Source organism: Chitinophaga silvatica (assembly GCF_003419895.1).
GTDB lineage: Bacteria > Bacteroidota > Bacteroidia > Chitinophagales > Chitinophagaceae > Chitinophaga > Chitinophaga silvatica.
This window is the reverse complement of sequence record NZ_QPMM01000017.1, coordinates 91,030-114,425: the sequence shown is the minus strand read 5'-3', so window position 1 is coordinate 114,425 and position 23,396 is coordinate 91,030. Positions and strand designations below refer to the sequence as shown.

Genomic DNA, 23,396 nt, shown 5'->3' with positions numbered 1-23,396 from the left:
CAAGTTGTATGAGCAGTTTTGCCAAGAAAGTACTGATCTTTATTTTAATACCGCTTGGGGTGCTGGGATTATGTTCGATGTTTGGTAGAAATGGTGAGGGTTTTCTGACGGGATTAGCATTCATAGGCTTTTTATTAATAGGATATTTTTTTGCCTCAGTAGTTATGTTTATAGCAAACCGTAATGAGATAGCAAAGGCGCTGCTACTGGCTACAGGAATAATTTTGCTGGTAGGGTTATCTATTTGCGGGATTATTTTGGGGGGAAGTTGATTAACAGGTGGTTTGATGTTGAAACCTAATATGTATCATTTTCAATGGAAGAGAAACTTATTCGTCGTTACCAGAAGTTAATTTTTCTATATCATCTAAATCCTTATGTCGTCCTACTGCCTTTTTGGCTTCAATAAGATTATTTAAATGCAAAAATCTTATCATTAACCCTTCATCATTGAATAACTGAGCATTTGCAAATGCGGAATTAAATTCTACACCTTTCAAATTTGTTATAATGTCGATGCTTACTGGAGGACGTCCATAAGAAAACACATCTATATTATCTGCAAAAAATTTAGCTTCAGTCATATCATATATTGGAAGGCCGAACTCCATAAATGCAAGAGTTAACTTAAGATAATTTTCTTTAGTTCTGTTTACCCAAATATCCATATCTCCGGTAACTCTTCTATAACCATGAAGGATTACAGCATATCCACCAACCAAGATGTATTCTACATTATGTTTATTCATTGCTTGAATAAAATCTCTGAAATCATCATTAAAAATGGTTCCCATTAGCGACCAAATTTCTTAATAATAAAGTAGTTTTTATCAAGTTTAGGCTGGTTTTGCATTGTAAATCCATACGCCTGAGAGATTAAATAATATGCTTGACGCAAACGTTCAGCATATGGGGTATCTTTGCTAAAGATATTTCTATTCTCTGCTTCTTCAAAAGACTGGATTTTAAATGCAGATCTATCTAATTTAAAATCTTTCATGATTATTATTTATTTATTAAAGATAAATCTTTTCAGCTTGCCGACATTAATAGTAAACCATACTTTAATTGGCAATAATCTAATTTGTTATAAATCAATATATTGCAATGATATTTTTAGATAGAAAAAGGGGTGTCTCAAAAGTAATGAGACACCCCTTTTCTATTATTTAAGATTCAATTATATCACCACATTGATCATCTTTCCTTTAATGACGATCATGCGTTTAGGCGTTTTCCCTTCCAGCCATTTTTCAACAACCGGGTTAGCCAGTACTGCTTTTTCTATTTCCTCCGTTGCCAGATTCAGATCGAAGCTCATTTCAGTACGGGTTTTACCGTTGATGGCAATTGGGTAGGTAAATGCAGATTCTACAGTGTATTTCTCTTCAAACACAGGGTAAAGTGCATTTAAGATGCTTTCGTTATGACCCATATATTGCCACAGTTCTTCGCAAAGGTGTGGCGCATATGGAGTCAGTAAAACCAGCAAAGGTTCCAGAATGGCGCGTTTATGGCAATTCATGGAAGCCAATTCATTTACACAGATCATAAACTGACTAACAGCTGTATTGAAAGAGAAGCCATTAGTATCGTGATCTATTTTCTGAATGGTTTTATGTAATACTTTCAGCTCTTCAGGAGTAGGAGTCTGTTCGTTTACCAGGATACCTTTTTGCTCGTCTGCAAATAAGCGCCACAGCTTTTTCAGGAAGCGGTGAACACCTTCAATACCTTTGGTATCCCAAGGTTTGGATTGTTCTACAGGACCCAGGAACATTTCATACATACGGAAGGTATCCGCACCATACTTGTTTACCAGATCATTCGGATTAACGGTATTGAATAAACGTTTACTCATTTTCTCCAACTGTACACCACAGATGTATTTACCATCTTCGAGGATGAAGGTAGCATTAGCAAAATCCGGTTTCCATTTCTTCAGAGCTTCAGTATCCAGTTCCAGACCATCTACGATATTAACGTCCACGTGTAATGGATCGGTTTCGTATTGGTCTTTCAGGCCATGAGAAACATATTGGTTAGTACCACGGATGCGGTAAACCAATCTGGAGCTTCCTCCGATCATACCTTGGTTGATCAGTGACTTGAAAGGTTCCTGGAAGCCGATGAAGCCCAGGTCGAACAATACTTTTGTCCACATTCTTGAATATAACAGGTGGCCAACAGCATGTTCTGTTCCTCCAACATATACATCTACCTGATTCCAGTAGTCGGTGGCTTTACGATCGGCGAAGGTATGGTTGTTATGTGGGTCCATATAACGCAGGAAATACCAGCTACTACCGGCATAACCAGGCATTGTGTTGGTTTCGCGTTTTACTCCCGGAGAGACATTTACCCAATCGGTAACATTGGCCAATGGTCCTTCTCCTTCTGGTCCTGGTTTGTAGTTTTCCACATATGGCAATTCTACTGGCAGGTCTTTTTCGTCCATGGCATAAGGAATACCATCTTTATAGAGAATTGGGAATGGTTCGCCCCAATAACGTTGACGGCTAAATCCGGCATCTCTCATTTTATAGTTGATCTGCCTGCGGCCGATGCCCATTTCTTCCAGCTTATTGATAACTACGTCCATCGCTGGTTTCATTTCCATACCGTTGAGGAAGCCGCTGTTTTGTAGCTTTGCTTCTTTGGTTGGATTAGCTTCAGTACCATTAAAGGCATCTCCAATTATGTTGGTAATCGGAATATTGAAGTGTTGAGCAAAGCCATAGTCGCGCTGATCGCCACATGGAACAGCCATGATTGCGCCAGTACCATAACCGGCCAATACATATTCTGCAATCCATACGGGGATTTCGCGTCCATCGAATGGGTTGATGGCGTAAGCACCGGTAAAGCAACCGGTAATTTGTTTTACGTCTGCCATACGTTCTCTTTCAGAGCGACTTTGAACGTAATCCAGGTATTTATCGATTGCTTCTTTTTGTTCCGGAGTAGTGATTTTAGCTACCAATTCATGTTCCGGAGCCAATACCATGAAATCGACGCCGAAAATGGTATCAGGGCGGGTGGTATATACTTCAATCTTTTCGTTGTTGCCTTTCAGATCGAATTTAATCTCAGCACCCTGGCTTTTACCAATCCAGTTGCGTTGCATTTCTTTCATGGCATCGCTGAAGTTTACTGTTTCCAGTCCTTCCAGCAGTCGGTTTGCATATTCGGTGATACGCAGGAACCATTGGCGCATTTTTTTCTTAACTACGGGATGACCACCACGTTCGCTAAGTCCGTTGATTACTTCATCGTTGGCCAATACGGTACCTAATGCTTCGCACCAGTTTACTTCTGCATAGGCCAGATAAGCCAGTCGGTACTCCATCAGAATGTGCCTGCGGGTAACTTCATCGTAATTTTTCCAGTCTTCGGCTGAGAACTGGATGGTGCGATCGCCAGGGCAAACATGATTTTTATTTCCTTCCAGCTCAAAAATCCCGATCAGAGTTTGAAGAGGAAGTGCTTTTTGCTGTGATCTGTCGTACCAGCTTTCGAACAGTTGCAGGAAGATCCATTGAGTCCATTTGTAATATGATGGATCGCTGGTATTTACTTCTCTGCTCCAATCGTAGCAGAATCCAATATTATCTAGTTGTTGTCTGAAGGCTTTAATGTTTTGTTCAGTAGTAACAACAGGATGTTGCCCGGTTTCGAGGGCGTATTGTTCGGTTGGGAGGCCAAAAGCATCGTACCCCATAGTATGGAGCACATTATAGCCTTTGAGCCTTTTATAACGAGCATAAATGTCTGTTGCAATATACCCCAGTGGGTGTCCTACGTGCAGACCCGAACCCGATGGGTAGGGGAACATATCCAGCACGTAGCATTTCGGCTTGGCACTATCATTACTTACGTGGTAGATATGGGAATCTTCCCATTGTTGCTGCCACTTTTTTTCGATTGCCCTGAAATTATATTCCATATCGATTGAAGCTGGCCTTAAAGGACCTTGTGTAAACAATACAATTGGTCGTTAAGGCGTTATCATTAAAAAATTAAAAACCTATTCGGCAAAATAATGTTAAATTCATTAATACACCAATGTCAATCCCTCACAACTACATATCTTGCTTTTCCATTGCCACCTGTTTGGGATATTAACTGATGGAAGGGCAAAATTAAACACATAACTACTATTTTTTATTATTTTCGCCGATAAACTGCAAGATTAATGGCGCAATCCGGGAAATCATCAGCAAAGAAGTCTAAACCATCCTACCTGTACTCCATCATTGGTGTAGCACTGGTATTGTTTTTACTGGGCACATTGGGTCTGGTGGTCATACATGCCAACAAATTAAGCATGTATTTTAAGGAGAGCATTGAAATACAAGTGATTTTAAGAGACAATGTCCGCGAAAATCAGGCTTTGGCACTTAAAGATTCAATTGCCAATAAGCCATATATAAAATCTATTGAATATGTGTCTAAAGACATGGCGGCTGAGAGATTTAAGAAAGAATTCAGGGAAGATTTTCTTACCCTGCTTCAATATAATCCTCTTTACAGCAGTATAAATATCCGGGCTAATGCCGGATATGTGAATAATGATAGCTTAAAGATTATTGAAAATAATCTGTTGCAACAGAGCATTGTAAGAGAGGTTTCCTATCAGCGCTCTTTGGTGAGCAAGCTGAATGAAAATGTGAATAAGATAGGATTGGTGATTTTACTTATCAGTGCATTATTGTGTCTGGCAGTTATTTTCCTTATCGATAATACAATCAGGCTGGCAATGTTCAGTAACCGTTTCCTGATCAAAACCATGCAAATGGTAGGAGCCACCAGGTGGTTTATTGCCAAACCATTTGATATGCGCAGCATTATAAATGGAGCGATTAGTGCGGTAATTGCAATAGCTGCACTGGTTGGAGTAATGTCTGCTGCCGATACAGTATTACCAGAACTTGCCGGATTAAGGGATAATCTGATGATTGCAGTATTGTTTGTCGGAATGCTTCTGATTGGAATTAGTATTTCATTAGTTAGCACACATAGAGCAGTAATGAAATATCTTCGTTTAAAACTAGACGATCTTTATTAATAATATTATTCAGAAAATAATAACATCAAACTTATGGCTCAAACAACCGTTAAGTCAACAAACCAGGTATCACCAGAAGGTAAACCTATTTTCCCTAAAGAGAACTATAAATTCATGCTGATCGGGATTATAGTGATCATTATTGGTTTTCTGTTAATGACAGGTGGAGATTCTCCTGATCCTAATACCTTTAAAGCATCTGATGTTTATAGCTTCCGCAGAATTACCCTGGCACCAATTGTTATTGTATTGGGCCTGTTAATAGAAGTTTATGCCATCATGCGTCGTCCTAAAGCCAACGCGTAATCAACAACAGATAAAATATTTAATAGCGATGAAGACCCTCATCGCTTTTTTTTTCACTATTAACCATATTGAATTCGATGAATGCTTTTCAGGCTATTATCATTGCCATAGTAGAAGGATTGACAGAATTTCTGCCTATTTCCTCTACAGGCCACATGATTATTGTTAGCTCTCTTTTAGGAATTGGCAAAGATGATTTTACTAAACTTTTTGAGATTGTTATTCAGCTGGGAGCAATTCTGGCTGTAGTGGTATTGTACTGGAGAAAGTTTTTTGTTTTTGATAAGAATAGAATGCAATTCTATTTTAAACTAATCATAGCGGTAATCCCGGCCCTTATTATGGGATACCTGTTTAGTGATAAAATTGATATGTTGTTGGAAAGCCCTTTAACAGTAGGTATTACCTTATTGGTAGGAGGGATTATTCTTTTGTTTGTAGATAAATGGTTCAATAAACCGGAAGTACTGAAAGAAGAAGATATAAATGTATTTCAGGCCTTGAGAATTGGGTTATATCAATGTTTGGCCATGATTCCAGGAACCAGCCGTAGTGCGGCTTCTATTGTTGGAGGTATGCAGCAAAAACTTTCCCGCGACGTGGCAGCCGAATTTTCCTTCTTCCTGGCAGTGCCAACAATGGCTGCTGCTACCGGTTATAAATTGTTGAAAGGCAGAGAATTGTTGATGGCGCATCCGGAAAACCTGAAACTATTACTGATAGGTAATGTTGTTGCGTTTGTAGTAGCATTGCTCGCTATCCGCTTCTTCATCGGCACTGTAAAACGTTTTGGTTTTAAAATGTGGGGTTACTACCGTATTGTAGTGGGTATCATCATTATTGCAGCTATTTTGCTGGGATATCAGTTGGAAGTATAGGTTATTTATATAAAAAGCAGAAGCCTCGAAATCACTTCGAGGCTTCTGCTTTTTATACAAATATCTATTATCCCTTCACTGCCAGGAGCAGCTCCAGATCAGTATATTTTAATTTAAAACGTTCGCTGAGGTGATAATTGGTTAAAGCCCCTTTATATAGGTAGATGCCATTTCTTACCCCACGCTTAATCCAGACAAGGTTTTCGAATCCTCCGTCATCGGCGGCTTCTACAAGCAACGGCATCAGCACATTGCTGATAGCTTCAGATGCCGTACGGGCAAAACCAGAAGGAATATTTGGTACACAATAGTGTACTACATCATATTTCTTGAAAACCGGGTTTTCGTGAGTGGTGATTTCCGAAGTTTCGAAACAACCGCCCCTGTCTATGCTCACATCTACGATCACAGAACCAGCTTTCATATTGCTCACCATTGATTCTGTTACAACAATAGGAGTACGCCCGCTTTGAGAAGAAAGGGCTCCTACAGCCACATCTGCATTTTTTAATTGCTCGGCAAGTACTTTAGGCTGAATTACGCTGGTAAATACACGAACTCCGATATTATTCTGCAGACGCTTTAATTTATAGATATTATTATCGAATACCTTCACGGAAGATCCTAAGGCCAGGGCTGTGCGGGCAGCAAATTCGCCAACAATACCTGCACCGATAATTACAACTTTGGTTGGTGGAATACCGGTGATTCCTCCAAGCAAAATTCCCTTCCCTTTATTATCATTACTCAGATACTGGCCGGCAATTAACATACAGGCTCCTCCTGCAATTTCACTCATCGCCCTAACGATAGGATAGGTGCCCGCATCATCTTTCAGGTTTTCGAACGACAGCAGCGTAATACGCTTATCCATCATTTTTTGCACCTGGTGAGCTTTCAGAGCAGCCAGATGTATAGGAGAAATAATGATTTGATGAGGATGAAGCAATTCTATTTCTTCATCATTAAGAGGGGCCGACTTCACGATAATTTCTGCTTTAAAAACTTCCTTTTTATCGTAAAGGATTTCTGCACCCGCCTCAGAATAGTCGGTATCGTAGTAATGCGATCCATCGCCAGCTTTATGCTCTACTACGATATGATGCCCATGCGCAGCCAGAATGCTGACAGCATCCGGGGTTAGAGCGATCCTGTTTTCCTGAAAAGAGGTTTCCTTGGGTATACCTATGTATAAACGGGAATTTTTTTGTGGAATATCCAGCGTTTCTTCCAGTGTTGAATAGGTAAAGCCAGCACTTACTACAGGTTTTTGCCTCTGCTCCATAAAACGGTTTATTGTTTTAATATCGAAGAATTCAAAGATACGTTATTTAGTAGAGGATGTTATTTCACTTAATATCCTTTTTTGGTCTGATTGCACCTCAATTTGAAGATGAACCGTGTCTTCCGGTAACATTCCAGCAACTATATCAGGCCATTCAACAAAACAAATAGCATCCTGGTATAAAGTGTCTTCCACCCCTGCACTGATTGCATCATCCTCATCCTTAAGCCTGTACAAATCCAGATGAAATAGCTGTCGGGGGTTCCCATTTTCATCTCTGTACCCATATTCGTTAATGATAGAAAAGGTTGGACTGGCGGTAGTATCGGCAACTCCCTTTGCTGCACATAAAGCTTTTACTAAAGTCGTTTTTCCCGCTCCCATGGCGCCTGTTAAGGTGAACACTCTTTTCTCCGGATATTTATCCCAAAATTCTTTAGCTATAACAGCTAACTGATCCAACGTGAAAGTCCATTGCATCTGCGAATTTAAAGATTTCCTGCCTGATGAGTTATAGTCATATTTTTACGAGCCCGACTTTGTTAATTGATTGATTTACATTGAGATACTATTATAGTATATGTTTTTTTAATATTTTTATATATTGATTTATAAATATTTAGATAGCAAGTCTAAATGCGTCTTTGTTGCATTAATATTTTACCCAATTCATCCATCAACGAATAACTTTGTAAGAACGGAGGAAAAAGGGAAATGACAGCCATAAATTGTAAGGTTGAAGGCATGCATTGCACCAATTGTGCCTTGAGTGTTTCAAAATATCTGGAGAAAAAAGGGATGCAGGAGGTGAACGTAAGCTTCGCCACCGAAGAAGTGAGTTTTATTGCTCCCGAAAATGCCGATTCAACCGAAATATTAGCAGGAATTAATCAACTGGGTTTTAGGGTAGTACTACCTGAAGATACTACAGTTAAAAATGTTCCATTCTATACTACCCTGGGTTTTAAATTTGTTTTCTGCGCCATATTCACGTTGCCCCTGCTACTTCATATGTGGGTAAACTGGTCCTGGCTGCATAACCCCTGGGTACAATTAACACTTACACTCCCGGTATATATAACGGGAATGTTGCATTTCGGCAAAAGTGCCTACAGATCCCTGGCCAACAGATTGGCTAATATGGATGTATTAGTCAGCCTGGGAGCTTCTGCTGCATTTATTTATAGCCTCATTGGCACTCTGGTATTCAAACAAACCGATTATCTCTTCTTTGAAACTACTGCCGCTATTATAACATTAGTATTCCTGGGCAATCTATTAGAAGAAAAATCTGTAAAACAAACTACATCCGCTATTACCGAACTGGCTAAGATGCAGATTACAACTGCAAAGCTGATCAATACAGATCATGGCCACGAACACATATCAGAAGTAGATAACCGCACACTGAAGTCAGGTGATTGCGTACTGGTAAATACCGGCGACCAGATTCCAATGGATGGTACTATCTATTGGGGAAATGGGCATGTCAATGAATCTATGATATCAGGAGAAAGTGCTCCTGTTGCCAAAAGCATAAACGATAAAGTAATTGGAGGCACCCTGCTTGAAGAAGGTAGTATTAAGATGTTTGTTACTGCTACAGGTAAAGATACAGTGCTGTCTTATATTATAGAATTGGTAAAACAAGCCCAGGCCGATAAACCACCTATGCAAAAACTGGCCGACAAAATCAGTTCCATTTTTGTACCGCTGGTATTAAGTATTTCGCTTGTAACTTTCCTTGGCTGGTATTTTATTGGTCAGATTCCTTTCTCTTCTGCAATGATGCGTAGCATAGCCGTGCTGGTGATTTCCTGCCCTTGTGCAATGGGACTGGCTACTCCGGCTGCTGTAATGGTAGGATTAGGAAGGGCCGCGAAAAAAGGAATTCTGATTAAAGGAGGCCATACCCTCGAAATGTTCAAAAACATTAAACAGGTAGTGTTTGATAAAACCGGAACCCTTACTACCGGCAAACTACAACTCAATGCTTACCACTTCAGTGGAATGACTGAAGAAGAATTTAAACAGATCGTATATAGCCTCGAAAAATATTCCTCTCACCCAATTGCTAAATCCATCGTTAAAGCATGGAAATCGCCAGCCCTAACCCTGCAACAGATCAGGGAACATAAAGGTCTTGGCATGAAAGCTCAAGACAAGGATGGAAATCAATGGCAGCTGGGATCATTTAAACTGGCAAACCAGGTAACGACAGACGATAGCCATAATCTATACCTGCTGAAAAACAATGAACTGGTTGGATGGATCGATTTTACAGATGAGATCAGACCCGAAGCAGCAACGGTAATTCAGCAACTTTTACAGGTAGGGATCAAACCTATTTTACTCAGTGGAGATACCAGCCGCAAATGCTCTGAACTGGCAGGAAAACTGGGTATCAGGGAAGTATACGCCGAGCAAACTCCCGACCAGAAATTAGAGCAAATAGCACGACTAATGGAAATTGCTCCTACTGTTATGGTAGGTGATGGCATCAACGATGCTCCTGCTCTGGCTAAAGCAACTATCGGCGTTTCACTCAGTGATGCCACTCAGGTTGCCATGCAAAGTGCCAATGTGCTTTTACTGAATAATAATCTCGGAGCGTTGCCTTTAGCATTAGGCCTTGGAAAGCATACCTATCTTACAATTAAACAAAACTTATTCTGGGCCTTTATTTACAATGTTGTAGCCATCCCGGTTGCCGCACTCGGACTATTAAACCCGATTATCGGAGCCGGAGTTATGGGGCTCTCTGATCTTATATTGGCAGTGAATTCTGTAAGGTTACGTTATAAAAATGTTTCCAAATAGGCCAGTGGAGTGAAATGCGTATCTTCGCGCGTAACCATTAGATTATTTTTGAATTCTCCGGCTACCATATTAAAACTATATTGGGGATACCAGCAGTTTCGGCCCTTACAGGAAGATATTATCAATGCTATTCTTGCAAAACAAGATACACTGGCTTTGTTACCTACCGGTGGTGGAAAATCGATTTGCTTTCAGGTACCTGCATTAATGCGCCCTGGCATCTGCCTGGTTGTTACCCCGCTCATTGCTTTGATGAAAGATCAGGTAGCCAACCTTAAGCGCAAGAATATAACAGCGTATGCTATCTATTCGGGAATGCCATTCCAGGAAGTTGAAAGGGTGTTGGAAGCGGCGAGACGTGGAAAATGCAAGTTTTTATATGTATCTCCCGAACGCTTACAGAGTAAGCTGTTTCAGACCTATTGTGATGGATTGCCGGTAAATCTGATAGCGGTAGATGAGGCTCACTGTATTTCTCAATGGGGCTACGATTTCAGACCGGCCTATTTACAGATTGCCGATATCCGTAGCTTTTTCCCCGATGCACCTGTTTTAGCACTTACTGCTTCTGCCACACCTAAAGTTCAGAAAGATATTTGTGAGAAGCTTTTATTGAAAGATCCTAAGGTTTTTACGAAAAGCTTTGCCAGGTCCAACCTGTCTTATAGTGTGCTGGAAGAAAGTACTAAAATCAATAAAATACAGCATATCCTGTCTAAAGTAGAAGGTTGTGGCATCGTTTATTGTCGTAACCGTCGCCGTACCAAAGAAATTGCAGATTTGCTTCAAATGCAGGGAATTTCTGCCAGCTTCTATCATGCAGGCTTACCACAGGCCGATAGGAATGCAAGGCAGGAAGCCTGGATTAATAATGAAACCAGGGTAATGGTTTGTACCAATGCTTTCGGAATGGGAATCGATAAGCCGGATGTACGAATTGTAATCCACTTCGATACTCCCGATAGCCTCGAAGCATATTATCAGGAAGCCGGGCGGGCAGGAAGGGATGAACAAAAAGCTTATGCTGTTGCCCTTTTTAATGATGATGAATTAACAGAAATGCTTGGCCGGGTTGATCTGCAATTCCCTAACCTGGAAACAGTAAGAACCGTATACCAGGCAATTGTTAACTACCTCCAAATCCCTGTTGGTAGCGCAGAAGGCGAATACTTCGATTTCGAAATCAATGATTTTGCCCGCACATTTCAACTGAATCTTACCCTCGTTTATAGCGCCATCAAGTTACTGGAACAGGAAGGATTAGTGCAGCTGAGTGAAAGCGTATTACTTCCTTCCAAAGCGATGTTCCTTGTTGAAAAAGAAACACTATACGAATTTGAGGCTAACTATCCGGCGCTGGAAGAAATTATTAAAACATTGTTGAGAACCTATGAAGGGATCTTCGATAATGAAGTACCAATCTATGAAAGACAAATTAGCCGGTTGCTCCTGATTGAGGAAGATGAAATTATTACATCCCTGAATCAGTTAAATCAGGCTGGAATCCTGCAATATCAACCCCGCCGCGATAGTCCGCAGATCTGTTTTTTACAGGAACGCTGCTCGGCAGCACGGCTCCACATCAACATGACTAAAGTTGAAATTCGTAAAAAAGCCTACATAGAGAGACTTGATGCGATGATTGCTTATGTCAGAAATAAAAGTAACTGCCGCACTGTTCAATTGGTAAACTACTTTGGAGAAAGGGATACAGAACCTTGCGGTGTATGTGATATTTGTATTCAAAAGAAACAAGCTCCCTTTACCCGGCAGGATTTTAAGCGTTTAACAGAAGAAGTAATTGCTGTATTGGAAAAAGATGCGTTATTGCTTAGTGGCTTACAGGGAAAATTCTCCGGAGTCGCTGTTCATCATCTGCTGGAGGTTTTGCAATTTCTGAATAGCGAAGGTGTTGTAATACGTAGTGAGGCTGGAGAATATTCAAAAATCCGCCGCCGCCTTTTATAAAAGAACAACAGCGGATTTTAGTATAATTTTTATTTAGATAGATGCACTACTTTACCAGTTTCACTGCTTTCAAACGCTGCTTCAATAACTTCAACAACTCTTATTGCATCTTCTGGTAATACAGGATTCGGTGCATTATTGGCAATGGCTTCATAAATTCCCTGGTAGTAATCCATATAATTACCACTCCCGCCCGGAACAAATTCTTTCACCACCTTTCCGTTTATTTCTGTGTGCAACAAACCCCATTCATGCGGAGCTTCTGCACCCCAGTCCGGACTGTTAGGGAATAATCCTCTTTGTAACTGAGCTTCCTGGATATCGGATTTGGTTTTGATGAAGGAACCAATGCGGCCATGGATCTGGTATGCAGGTAATGCTTCTCTTACGAGGTAGCTGCACTTTACGCGGGCACGTAAATTATCGTAATAGAGCACCAATTCAAAATAATCATCAACAATTGAATCTTTGCGAATGATACGGATATCGGCCCACACAGATTTAGGCATTCCAAAGATCGTTAATACCTGATCTATCAGGTGAGAGCCCAGATCATATAATGCTCCGGTACCAGCACCACCAACTTCTTTATGTTTCTTGTAGCTAAGTTCTTCTTTAAATCGATCGTAGTGGATTTCTGCTTCCAGTACATCACCTAACTGACCTGATTCAATTACTTTCTTAACTACTTTATAATCGCTGTCGTAACGACGATTGTGGTATACGCTCAGTAATAATCCTTTTGATTTAGCCAGTTGCGCCAGTTCTTTACCTTCGGCAGAATGTACTGTGAAGGGTTTTTCTACGATTACATTCTTACCTGCTTCCAGTGCGGCTTTAGCATATTCGTAGTGGGTGTAGTTAGGAGTATTTACTACAATAAGCTCTAAAGTTTTATCTGCCAGCATTTCTTCGATGCTTCTATAAACTTTTACATCCGGATAGCGTTCCTGTGCCAGGTTTTTGCTTCTTTCCATTACTGCAGTAAATTCAAATCCTGGATTTACGTGCAGGAACGGAGCATGGAAAATCTGGCCAGACATGCCATACGAGCATACGCCCGTTTTAATAACTTTACTCATACTTTTTGTGCTATATATTTTACTATCGTTTTAAAACCAACTTTTCCCTTTTTTGCTTCTACCGCCTAATCCTAAAGCTCCCAGTATGCTCCGGGTAATAACGCTGGCGGCAGTACGCCCAGCCTGGCGGGCTGCCGGGCTATTCAATACTTCTTCCAGAAATCCTTTTTCCTTTTTCTGAGAACTACCGCTCGTTGTATTCTGATTGGAGGTATTAGCTGTTTTATCGGCTGCTTCCTGCAGCTTAGCTGTGAGAATCTCATAAGCGCTCTCATTATCTATTACCTCACTATACTTTTTCACAAGCTTTGAATTATTCACAATTGCGTCTATTTCAGTCGGTGTAAGTACATCCATCCTTGAACGAGGCGATACCAGCATCGTAGCGGCTAAAGGGGTAGGAATGCCTTTTTCGTTTAAACAGGTAATCAGCGCTTCCCCAATTCCAATCTGAGTTAACAGTTCATCTGTTTTATAAAAATCTGAAAGCGGATAGTTTTCAGCTGTTTGTTTGATGGTTTTGCGATCATTAGCTGTAAAGGCTCTCAGGGCATGTTGTACTTTCAATCCTAATTGGCCCAGAACAGATGCCGGAACATCCATTGGATTTTGAGTGCAGAAAAATATCCCGATTCCTTTTGAGCGAATGAGTTTTATTATTGTATCTATTTGTTTAAGCAACGCATCACTGGCTTCATTAAAGATGAGGTGAGCTTCGTCTATAAACATTACCAGCTTAGGTTTATCAAGATCTCCTTCTTCAGGCATGGTTGCATAAAGTTCGGCCAGCAGGCTAAGCATGAATGTGGAGAAAAGTTTAGGCTTGTCCTGTATATCGTTTACTCTCAGGATAGAAATAATACCTCTGCCATCATCGCTGATCCGCATCAGATCATCTACTTCAAATGATCTTTCTCCGAAAAACAAATCTGCGCCCTGTTGTTCCAGTTCAATTACTTTTCTAAGGATTGTACCCGTAGAGGTAGTAGATATTTTACCGTAGTCCTTTTCCAGATCGGCTTTTCCCTCATCGCTGGAGTATTGCAGAACTTTTTTGAAGTCTTTCAGGTCTAGCAGTGGAAGTTTGTTATCGTCGCAATATTTAAATAGCATGGCTACAAGCCCTGCCTGCGTATCGTTGAGTTCTAATATTTTTGAAAGGAGAATAGGGCCAAATTCGCTGACGGTGGCTCGTAGGCGTACTCCTTTTTCCTGGCTTAAAGAAAGAAGTTCAGCAGGGTAGGCAGCAGGGCTCCAGGAACCTCCAATTAACTTATACCGTTCTTCAATTTTGGGGCTGTCTGTACCGGCGGCAGCAATGCCACTTAAATCGCCCTTAATATCCATAAGCAATACAGGAACACTGGCATCGCTAAGACCTTCAGCAATAATCTGAAGGGTTTTTGTTTTACCGGTTCCGGTGGCTCCAGCAATCAGGCCATGACGGTTCAAGGTTTTTAACGGTAAATAAACGTCGGCACCCGGAACAACTTCACCATTCAACATCGCACATCCTAACCTAAAATGCTCTCCTTTAAATGAGTAGCCGTTTTTAATGTATTCGAGAAATGCATCCTGATTGGCCATGAGTATTTTTTTATGAAGATAATAAAAACAAAAAAGAGTTTTCTCGCAAAGGCGCAAAGATTAATATTAAGGCGCAAAGGGTTTTTTTAAGAAAAATAAAGATCGAAGTGGATATTATTAAGGATGTCTGACTAGTTTCTATTTAGAATAAAAACTTTCCAGCAGTTCTTAATAATATCCGCTTCGATCCTTATTTTTAAAAGTCCTTTGCGCCTTAATATTAATCTTTGCGCCTTTGCGAGAAAATCAATTATAAATCTTCTTCTCTCTCCAACATCAAAATTGCACCCTGGGGAACTATATAATAGGTTTCTTCCTGATAAACTACCTCTGTTGAACCACTTACAAGGAAGATAGCCAAATCTCCTTCCTTAACCTGTAATGGGATATATTTTACTTTCTCCTCTTCAGGTTTCCAGGCTTCATCGCTATCGGCAGGGAGGGGAATAGCATACCCGGGGCCTGTTTTAATTACATAACCTCGTTGTACCTTCTCTTTTTCCTGAACGCCGGGAGGAAGATATAAACCACTACTGGTGCGGTCATGCGGAGTAAGAGGTTTTATAAGCACTCTATCACCTACAACGATCAGTTTTTTCAATTTATTCTCTGGTGTTATATGAATAGCCATGTGTTCATTCTATCAAATTTAATGCTGGCCTGAAGCAGGTGACAGACTGACAGCACTAAGCTAGAGATCTTTTAATTTAAAGGTTTCGTTTGCTCTGATGCCCTTATCTGTTTGCTGTAGGGTACAGCATTCATTAACGGGATCATGCTCAAAGAACAAGATGTATTGCTTATCCAACGCTTCCTTTAAAAAACTTTTTTTCTCCTGCAAAGTAGTAAGCGGGAACATATCGTAAGCCATTATATAAGGGATCGGTATATGTCCTATTGATGGCAACAGATCTGCCATATAAAGGATAGTTTTTCCTTTATAGTTAATTTGCGGTAACATCATAGCATCTGTATGGCCATTTACATATCTGACAGAGAAATTGTCAGTGAAGCTGACACCATCTTGATGATCCAAAAATTTGAGCTGACCACTTTCCTGAATTGGTAATATATTGTCCTTTAGAAATGAGGCTTTCTCCCGCTCATTTGGTTCGGTAGCCCATTTCCAATGGTCTGCATTACTCCAGTAAGTAGCATTTTTAAATGCAGGAACGAGTTTGTCACCTTGTTTTACTATGCTTCCGCCACAGTGGTCGAAATGCAGATGGGTCAGGAAAACATCTGTAATATCATCCCGATGAAAGCCATGGGCAGCCAGTGATTTATCCAGGGTAGCATCGCCATGCAAATAATAATGGCTGAAGAATTTGGCATCCTGCTTATCCCCAATTCCATTATCTACCAATATCAGACGTTTACCATCTTCTATCAATAAGCAACGCATCGCCCAGGAACAAAGATTGTTTTCATCGGCTGGGTTCAGTTTATTCCAGATAGTTTTAGGAACTACGCCAAACATAGCTCCACCATCTAATTTAAAAAAGCCGGTATCTATGGTGTATAATTTCATAAAGCATTGATTAATACTTAACAAATATACTTAAACCCCTTGTTTTTGTTTTTTCAAAGCAGAGTAGGTCCAAATAAGGCCAATCAAAAAGAAAATAACCAGAGCTAAAACTGAGAAACGAATATTTCCGGTTACGTCTTCAATATAGGCAAATGTGAACATACCAATTACAATTGAAATCTTTTCAGTTACATCATAATAACTAAAGAAAGAGGCTGTATCGGTAGTTTCCGGCATCAGCTTAGCGTAGGTAGATCGACTGAGGGATTGAATTCCTCCCATTACCAAACCAACAGCGGTAGCCAGGCAATAGAAATGTATGGCTGTTGTCATCAGATAACCTGCAATACAGATCAGGATCCAGAACAAAATAACGGCAATCAGTACACGTAAATTTCCAAAGATTCCTGAGAGTTTGGCTATCAGCCATGCTCCAGGGATAGCCACCAGCTGAATGATTACTATGGTAAAAATAAGGTTGGAGGAAGGGAGTTTTAATACTTTATCGCCAAATATAGCTGCAGCCAACATTACCGTTTGCACTCCCATACTATAGAAGAAGAATCCCCGCAGGAAACGTTTTAATACTGGCATTTGTTTTACCTGTGCAAAAACTTTGCGTAGTTCTTTAAATCCATCGGTGATAGCTTTGCCTTTGTGAGCATCCTTAGAAGCAATGCTATCTGGTAATCTTTTGAAGGTAATCTGAGCAAATCCTAACCACCATATACCTACTAATAAGAATGTTATTCTTACGGGTAATCCGCCGTCCCAGCCTAGTGGTTCTGCCATCAGTACTAGAGCAAATCCTAATAGTTGGAGGATTACACTTCCGATATAACCCATGCTGAAACCTTTGGCACTTACAGTGTCGCGGTCTTCAGGCGCGGCAATTTCCGGGAGGTAGGAGTTGTAGAAAACCAGGCCACCACAATAGCCGATAGTTGCCAGAATAAAAGCAAATACACCCAAAGCCAGGCTGTTGTGATCAAAGAAAAACAGAGTACAGCAGGACAGGGAGCCTATGAGCGTGAAAAACTTAAGGAAGTTCTTTTTATTTCCTCTTGTATCTGCAATGGAAGACAGGATAGGAGAGGTAAATGCTACAATCAGGAAAGCTACAGCAGTAGCGTAACTATACAAAGCAGAATTTAGAAACTTCATTCCCAGGAACGTGAGATGTTCGTCTGTCACCGCTAGAAAATAGATAGGGAAAAAGGTAGTAGTGATAACAAGGTTGTACACGGAGTTGGCCCAATCGTACATTGCCCAGCCATTAATAACTTTCTTACTGGCAGTCTTCATATCATGCATTTTAGCATGGGCGAAGATAGTATTACCTTTTAAATGATGAAAGCTATTTATAGTGTGATATGTGAATATAGTCTTTACACATAAAGTACTCCTGTTCGTCGTTGGAGCTGACAATGATAAGGCGATTGCCTCCGTATTCTGTGATTAGTTGCTGATAAACTGCAACTCCTGCTGCATCGAGGTTCGTGCAGGGTTCATCGAGCATCAGGACCGGCACATCTGAAAGAATGGCCAGAGCAAGTTTTATTCTTTGCTTCATACCGGAAGAGAAGTAGCGGATTTGCTTTTTTGCAGCTTTTTCCAATCCTACCAGTTCCATTGCTTTACCAGGTTCAATACCGGGTAGGAAGCTTTTAAATTGCTGATGAAAATGGATGGCTTCAGTGAGTGTGAATTCTTCGACCAATTCGAGATATGGAGTGGCAAAAGTACAGTTGTTAAAGAACTCGTCGTGTGCGATTGTTTCCTGGGGGGTCGAATAGGTAATGGTGCCCTCACTATGTTGGATGGCACCAGCAATTACCTGTAATAGAGTTGATTTCCCGGAGCCATTAGGGCCCAGGATGGCATAACGCCCTCCTTGTTCGAAAGAGAGCGTTACCCGACGGAATATCCAGTCGTAATTATATCGTTTTCCTACCTGATCAAGAGATATCATCATTCGTACGGGAAGTATAACCTCTCATAATACCTCTACCTGAATCGCGGATGAATGATAATATTTCATCGCGTTCGTCGGTAGCCGGGAATTCTGCTTCTATCATGCTGATAGCTTTAGACAGTTTGTAACCTTTTACAAAGATGACACGGTAGATATCGAGAATATGATTGATTTTTTCCAGGGAGAATCCTCTTCTTTTCAGTCCAACTGAGTTTACACCTACATAGGACAGCGGCTCACGGGCTGCTTTAACGTAAGGAGGAACATCTTTACGTACAAGAGAACCACCGGTTACAAAAGCATGATCACCGATTTTGCAGAACTGTTGAACAGCCACCATACCGGCGAGTACAACATGATCGCCAACGGTAATATGTCCGGCTAATGTAGTGTTGTTTGAAAACACGCAGTAGTTGCCTACTTCGCAGTCATGGGCGATGTGACTATATGCCATGATCAGGCAGTTGTCGCCCACTACAGTTCTCCATTTATCTTTGGTTCCGCGGTTAATGGTTACATATTCGCGGATGGTAGTATTGTTTCCAATTTCTACAGTCGTTTCTTCCCCCGCATATTTCAAATCCTGAGGGATTGCTGAAATTACAGCGCCAGGAAATATGCGACAGTTTTTGCCGATGCGTGCACCATCCATGATGGTAACATTAGAGCCAATCCAGGTACCCTCTCCGATTTCTACATTTTTATGTATGACGGTAAACGGGTCAATCTTAACATTGGGCGCTACTTTGGCGTCCGGATGTATATATGTTAGCGGGTGGATCATTGCTTAGGTTTGCCTTCTCTGGTTTTTATAATTTGTGCTATCATATCGGCTTCCGTGGCAACTTTATTGCCAATGAATACAGTGCCCCGCATTTCTACGAGCCCTCTTCTGATAGGACTGAGTAATTCCATTTTTAGGATCATGGTATCTCCTGGAACTACTTTCTGCTTGAATTTGCAGTTATCAATTTTCAGGAAATAAGTATCATAGTTTTCAGGATCTGGTACTCTGTTCAGAGCCAGGATTCCACCTACCTGTGCCAAAGCCTCCAGTTGAAGTACGCCTGGCATTACCGGGTTACCCGGGAAGTGACCTTGGAAGAAACCTTCGTTGAAGGTAACATTCTTGATACCCACTACTTTTTCTTCTTCCAGTTCTATGATTTTATCAACCAGCAACATCGGGTAACGATGTGGCAAAGTTCTTTCGATACGTGGGGTATCAAAGATTGGTGGCTGATTAGGATCGTAAACCGGTAGGTCTTTATTGTGTTTATTTTTCTTGATATAAGCCTTAATCTGGCGGGCAAATTCTACGTTGGTAGAGTGGCCAGGGCGATTGGCAATAATATGGGCATGAATTGGGTAACCAATTAATGCGAGGTCTCCAACTACATCCAGCAGTTTATGTCTGGCTGGTTCGTTAGGGAAACGTAATTCAATATTATTCAGGATACCTTCCTTCTGAACAGAAATGGTTTCACGATTGAATACTTTAGCCAAACGAGCCAGTTCTTCTTCAGAAACAGGTTTGTCAACTACCACAATTGCATTGTTGATATCTCCACCTTTAATGAGGTTGAGCGATAATTGATATTCCAGTTCGTGAAGGAAGCAGAAAGTACGGCAAGGAGCGATTTCAGTGGTGAATTCTTCAATGCCTTTCATTTTGGCATGCTGAGTGCCCAGAACAGGGGAATTGAAGTCTATAAGGCAGGTAATACGATAATCAACTGCTGGCATAGCCACCATCTCTACTTTTTTCTTTTCGTCGTAGAAACTGATATTGGTATCGATGGTATAATAAACTTTCTTCGCATCCTGGTTTTGCAGGCCAGTTTTTTCGATAGCGGTAATGAATTCATAGGCGCTACCATCCATAATTGGAATTTCGCCTGCATCCAGTTCTACTAAAACGTTATCGACGCCGGTACCTGCCAAAGCAGCCATAATATGTTCTACGGTACTTACTCTGGCACCGTTATGCTCCAAAGTGGTGCTGCGGGTAGTTTCCACTACGTAGTCTACATCCGCTTTAACAATAGGCTGACCAGGCAGATCTATGCGCTGAAACTTGATGCCATGTCCGGGAGGCGCCGGTTTGAGCGTCATATTCACATGGGCGCCTGTATGCAAGCCAATACCTGACAAAGCAATTTCACCTTTCAAGGTATGTTGGTATTGCAACTGTTGATTTTCCATAATAACCTAACTAATATGTAACTATTTGAACGGTAATTAATTAAACTCCTGCTTTCTCCTGAAGCAGTTGTTTTACCATCTCCTCCAATTCTTTCACTCTCTTTTCAAGGTCCGGCAAATTTCTAAAAATTGCCTGACTTTTCAGCGAACTTTTGTAATCGTAGGCCGGAGAGCCTGTCAGTGAAGAATTTGGGGTGGTAATAGATTTAGATAATCCGCTTTGTGCGTTGATTTTGGTTCCATCAGCGATATGGATGTGACCAACCATACCTACTTGTCCACCTATTACACAATTCTGGCCGATTTTAGTACTACCGGAAACGCCGGTTTGTGCAGCTATAACGGTATTAATACCTATATCCACGTTATGAGCTACCTGAATCAGGTTGTCTAATTTTACGCCCTGGCGGATAACGGTACTACCCATAGTGGCACGGTCGATAGTGGTGTTGGCACCTATTTCTACGTCATCGTTGATGACTACATTGCCTATTTGGGGCACTTTCTTGTAGGATCCATCTGCCTGAGGGGCAAAACCGAATCCATCGCCTCCGATTACGCATCCTGCATGCAGCATTACTCGTTTGCCAACCACACAGTTGTCATACACCTTTACCCCGGGGTAGAGGATAGAGTCGTTGTTTACTACTACATTGTCGCCCAGGTAAACGCCCGGATAAATTTTCACGTTATCTCCCAATACCACATTTTCACCCAGGTAAGCAAAAGCTCCTACATATACGTTGGCTCCCATTTTCACGGAAGCAGGGATAAACGAAGGTTGCTGTATGCCAGATTTATTACTTGTTAGATATCGATATTGCTCCAATAGTGAGGCAAAGCTGCTATAGGCATCTTTAACTCTGATAAGAGTGGGTTTAACAGGACGCTCGATTACCAGGCTTTCATTCACGATCAGAATGGAAGCATTGGTAGAATATATGAATTCTTCATATTTAGGATTAGCTATAAAGCTGAGCATGCCCTCATTCGCTTCTTCAATTTTGGCGATGTTGCTCACCTTAACGTCCGGATTTCCCTCCAGCTTCCCATTCAGCATGGTAGCTAATTGTAATGCGCTAAACTGCATAGTTTAAATTTGTAATGTTTTTCAGACCTGACACCGGATAGTTTCTTATAAAACGTTGTTAGCCTGAATTTTTGGATGACAAATGTAGAATTTTTTTACCGGTATCGCCAGCGTATGGCTAATCAGTGCATTGTCGATGGATGAAATGTCTTTTACACTCCCATCTTTAAATAGAATATTAATCTTTTCGTCGTTTACATTATAGGCTCTTAAAGTGGCAGCCCCGGAAAAAACAAAGTAATCCAGATCTGCATCTTCTATGCCCCATTTCTCTTTAACCTGTTCTTTTAGTTGCTCAATCTTCTGCTCTTCAAATGCCTGATTGCTCAATACTACCTTAAATAAATTCCTGTTTATCAACCAGTTACTTAAAAGTGATAAAACTTTATCCTCATGATTCGCCCAAACTTTGATTGCACCAGTTATATCATAATCATCTAGCAAACAAAAACGTTGTAAACATTCTTCCGACCTCTCAAAATTATCCCGGGTGATATTATTATACAGGAAATACGACAAAGCCGGAGAGCAAAACAGTTCCTTGCCTTCCTGCGCTAAAGCCTTAGCCCTTAATAACACCTTCACGAGCATGTTTTCTGCACTCAATACTGTTTTATGGAGATATACCTGCCAATACATCAGTCTGCGTGCAATTATGAATTTCTCAATAGAATAAATCCCTTTCTCCTCTACCATCAACTCCCCATTGTGAACAATGAGCATCTTGATAATTCTATCGTATCCGATAGTTCCTTCTGCAACTCCTGTGAAAAAACTATCCCGGTTCAGGTAATCCATTCTATCGACATCTAACTGGCTGGAAACCAGTTGATGCAGAAATTTTTTATGGTATCTGTTGTTGAAAATTTCGATTGTTAGACTCAAGGCTCCATCCATCTGTCTATTCAGGTCTTCCATCAGCCACTGACTGATCTCTTCATGAGACACTCCCTCAATTATTCCATTCTCTAAAGCATGGGAATAGGGTCCATGACCTATGTCATGCAATAAAATGGCCAATTTTGCGGCCACCTCTTCTTCAGTAGTGATTTCTGTACCCTTGCTGCGTAATTCCTGTAAGGCCATGCTCATGAGATGATAAGCTCCCATGCTATGATGAAAACGCGTATGCATAGCACCAGGATACACCAGATAGGCCAGGGCCATTTGGTGGATACGGCGAAGCCGCTGGTAATATGGATGTGAAATGAGGTTAAGAATCAACGGGTGATCTATGGTGATAAAGCCATACACCGGATCATTAACAATTTTTCGCTTGCGTTCGGTCATTGCATTTAATTATAAGAATCCTGACGGGGATCCGCATCGGGAATCTTCAGTGCCTTTGTGCAAAACTACACCTAGAATTAATTATATGTAAATTTTTTACTTATAATGACGCTCGTCGTCCACGAAACCCCTATAACAGCGAAAACAATTGGTAGGTTGCAGGTAGATATTCTGCGAAGTTAATTAACTTTCTCACCCCTCGTACGATTTAAATAATCCTTTTTTGGCTGGATATGTTCTTTTTAACATATAATTACATGGAAATGATAGTCGAGGAACGATTTTTGACAAAAAAATGGGGTAATTTCCCT

Annotated in this window: 21 protein-coding genes; 6 read left to right on the top strand and 15 right to left on the bottom strand. The window is 40.9% G+C overall.

What is annotated here, in order from left to right; translation table 11 throughout:
* Positions 1-8: 8 nt before the first annotated feature.
* Positions 9-272, top strand: a complete 264-nt coding sequence (locus DVR12_RS25835) for a hypothetical protein (protein ID WP_116978702.1) — start codon at positions 9-11, stop codon at positions 270-272.
* A gap of 57 nt (positions 273-329) precedes the next feature.
* On the opposite strand, the gene DVR12_RS25830 is transcribed toward DVR12_RS25835, so the two are convergent.
* The 3 genes from DVR12_RS25830 to leuS form a co-directional block, all read right to left on the bottom strand.
* A complete protein-coding gene (locus tag DVR12_RS25830) occupies positions 330-794 on the bottom strand; it encodes a hypothetical protein (protein WP_116978701.1) in 465 nt (154 codons plus the stop codon).
* The gene (locus DVR12_RS25825) at positions 794-1,000 is read right to left on the bottom strand and encodes a hypothetical protein (protein ID WP_116978700.1); all 207 of its coding nucleotides are present in this window, start codon (positions 998-1,000) and stop codon (positions 794-796) included. The genes DVR12_RS25830 and DVR12_RS25825 overlap by 1 nt, the downstream gene beginning before the upstream one ends.
* 180 nt (positions 1,001-1,180) lie before the next feature.
* Entirely contained in the window at positions 1,181-3,946 is a 2,766-nt protein-coding gene (gene leuS / locus DVR12_RS25820) for a leucine--tRNA ligase (protein WP_116978699.1), read from the bottom strand.
* 249 nt (positions 3,947-4,195) lie between these two features.
* Here leuS and DVR12_RS25815 point away from each other — a divergent pair, with 249 nt between their 5' ends.
* From DVR12_RS25815 to DVR12_RS25805, 3 genes are all read left to right on the top strand, one after another.
* Complete coding sequence (locus DVR12_RS25815) at positions 4,196-5,068, top strand: cell division protein FtsX (protein WP_116978698.1); 873 nt, start codon at positions 4,196-4,198, stop codon at positions 5,066-5,068.
* A 33-nt stretch (positions 5,069-5,101) separates the two neighbouring features.
* Entirely contained in the window at positions 5,102-5,374 is a 273-nt protein-coding gene (locus tag DVR12_RS25810) for a DUF3098 domain-containing protein (protein ID WP_116978697.1), read from the top strand.
* 77 nt (positions 5,375-5,451) lie between these two features.
* Entirely contained in the window at positions 5,452-6,252 is an 801-nt protein-coding gene (locus DVR12_RS25805) for an undecaprenyl-diphosphate phosphatase (protein WP_116978696.1), read from the top strand.
* A gap of 67 nt (positions 6,253-6,319) precedes the next feature.
* Here DVR12_RS25805 and DVR12_RS25800 read toward each other — a convergent pair whose 3' ends face one another.
* Together DVR12_RS25800 and tsaE are read right to left on the bottom strand one after the other, a co-directional pair.
* Positions 6,320-7,537 carry an alanine dehydrogenase gene (locus tag DVR12_RS25800; protein ID WP_116978695.1) on the bottom strand — a complete coding sequence of 406 codons (1,218 nt, stop codon included), beginning with the start codon at positions 7,535-7,537 and terminating at the stop codon, positions 6,320-6,322.
* A 42-nt stretch (positions 7,538-7,579) separates the two neighbouring features.
* Positions 7,580-8,017 (bottom strand): tRNA (adenosine(37)-N6)-threonylcarbamoyltransferase complex ATPase subunit type 1 TsaE, encoded by a 438-nt coding sequence (tsaE, locus tag DVR12_RS25795; RefSeq protein WP_116978694.1) that lies wholly within the window; start codon positions 8,015-8,017, stop codon positions 7,580-7,582.
* Between the two features lie 264 nt (positions 8,018-8,281).
* Between tsaE and DVR12_RS25790 the strand changes: the two genes are divergently transcribed.
* The gene (locus tag DVR12_RS25790; RefSeq protein WP_233522465.1) at positions 8,282-10,357 is read left to right on the top strand and encodes a heavy metal translocating P-type ATPase; all 2,076 of its coding nucleotides are present in this window, start codon (positions 8,282-8,284) and stop codon (positions 10,355-10,357) included.
* A gap of 48 nt (positions 10,358-10,405) precedes the next feature.
* Complete coding sequence (locus tag DVR12_RS25785; RefSeq protein WP_116978692.1) at positions 10,406-12,325, top strand: RecQ family ATP-dependent DNA helicase; 1,920 nt, start codon at positions 10,406-10,408, stop codon at positions 12,323-12,325.
* A 29-nt stretch (positions 12,326-12,354) separates the two neighbouring features.
* On the opposite strand, the gene DVR12_RS25780 is transcribed toward DVR12_RS25785, so the two are convergent.
* The 10 genes from DVR12_RS25780 to DVR12_RS25735 all read right to left on the bottom strand — a co-directional run bounded on the left by DVR12_RS25780 (position 12,355) and on the right by DVR12_RS25735 (position 23,085).
* Positions 12,355-13,407: a Gfo/Idh/MocA family oxidoreductase gene (locus DVR12_RS25780; protein WP_116978691.1), complete on the bottom strand. Its 1,053-nt coding sequence runs from the start codon at positions 13,405-13,407 to the stop codon at positions 12,355-12,357.
* Between the two features lie 30 nt (positions 13,408-13,437).
* On the bottom strand, positions 13,438-14,994 hold the full coding sequence (locus tag DVR12_RS25775; RefSeq protein WP_116978690.1) for a helicase HerA-like domain-containing protein: 1,557 nt from the start codon (positions 14,992-14,994) through the stop codon (positions 13,438-13,440).
* A 250-nt stretch (positions 14,995-15,244) separates the two neighbouring features.
* Positions 15,245-15,625, bottom strand: a complete 381-nt coding sequence (locus DVR12_RS25770; RefSeq protein ID WP_199417206.1) for a co-chaperone GroES — start codon at positions 15,623-15,625, stop codon at positions 15,245-15,247.
* A gap of 60 nt (positions 15,626-15,685) precedes the next feature.
* Positions 15,686-16,525: an MBL fold metallo-hydrolase gene (locus DVR12_RS25765; RefSeq protein ID WP_116978689.1), complete on the bottom strand. Its 840-nt coding sequence runs from the start codon at positions 16,523-16,525 to the stop codon at positions 15,686-15,688.
* Positions 16,526-16,555: 30 nt separating this feature from the next.
* Complete coding sequence (locus DVR12_RS25760) at positions 16,556-17,830, bottom strand: MFS transporter (RefSeq protein WP_116978730.1); 1,275 nt, start codon at positions 17,828-17,830, stop codon at positions 16,556-16,558.
* A 52-nt stretch (positions 17,831-17,882) separates the two neighbouring features.
* Entirely contained in the window at positions 17,883-18,500 is a 618-nt protein-coding gene (locus tag DVR12_RS25755) for an ABC transporter ATP-binding protein (protein WP_116978688.1), read from the bottom strand.
* Positions 18,484-19,284, bottom strand: coding sequence for an acyl-ACP--UDP-N-acetylglucosamine O-acyltransferase (gene lpxA, locus DVR12_RS25750; RefSeq protein ID WP_116978687.1), 801 nt, complete (start codon positions 19,282-19,284; stop codon positions 18,484-18,486). The genes DVR12_RS25755 and lpxA overlap by 17 nt, the downstream gene beginning before the upstream one ends.
* A complete protein-coding gene (locus tag DVR12_RS25745; RefSeq protein ID WP_116978686.1) occupies positions 19,281-20,705 on the bottom strand; it encodes a bifunctional UDP-3-O-[3-hydroxymyristoyl] N-acetylglucosamine deacetylase/3-hydroxyacyl-ACP dehydratase in 1,425 nt (474 codons plus the stop codon). The genes lpxA and DVR12_RS25745 overlap by 4 nt, the downstream gene beginning before the upstream one ends.
* A 40-nt stretch (positions 20,706-20,745) precedes the next feature.
* Positions 20,746-21,795, bottom strand: coding sequence for a UDP-3-O-(3-hydroxymyristoyl)glucosamine N-acyltransferase (gene lpxD, locus DVR12_RS25740; protein ID WP_116978685.1), 1,050 nt, complete (start codon positions 21,793-21,795; stop codon positions 20,746-20,748).
* A 45-nt stretch (positions 21,796-21,840) separates the two neighbouring features.
* Positions 21,841-23,085: an HD domain-containing protein gene (locus tag DVR12_RS25735; RefSeq protein WP_116978684.1), complete on the bottom strand. Its 1,245-nt coding sequence runs from the start codon at positions 23,083-23,085 to the stop codon at positions 21,841-21,843.
* Positions 23,086-23,396 lie beyond the last annotated feature (311 nt).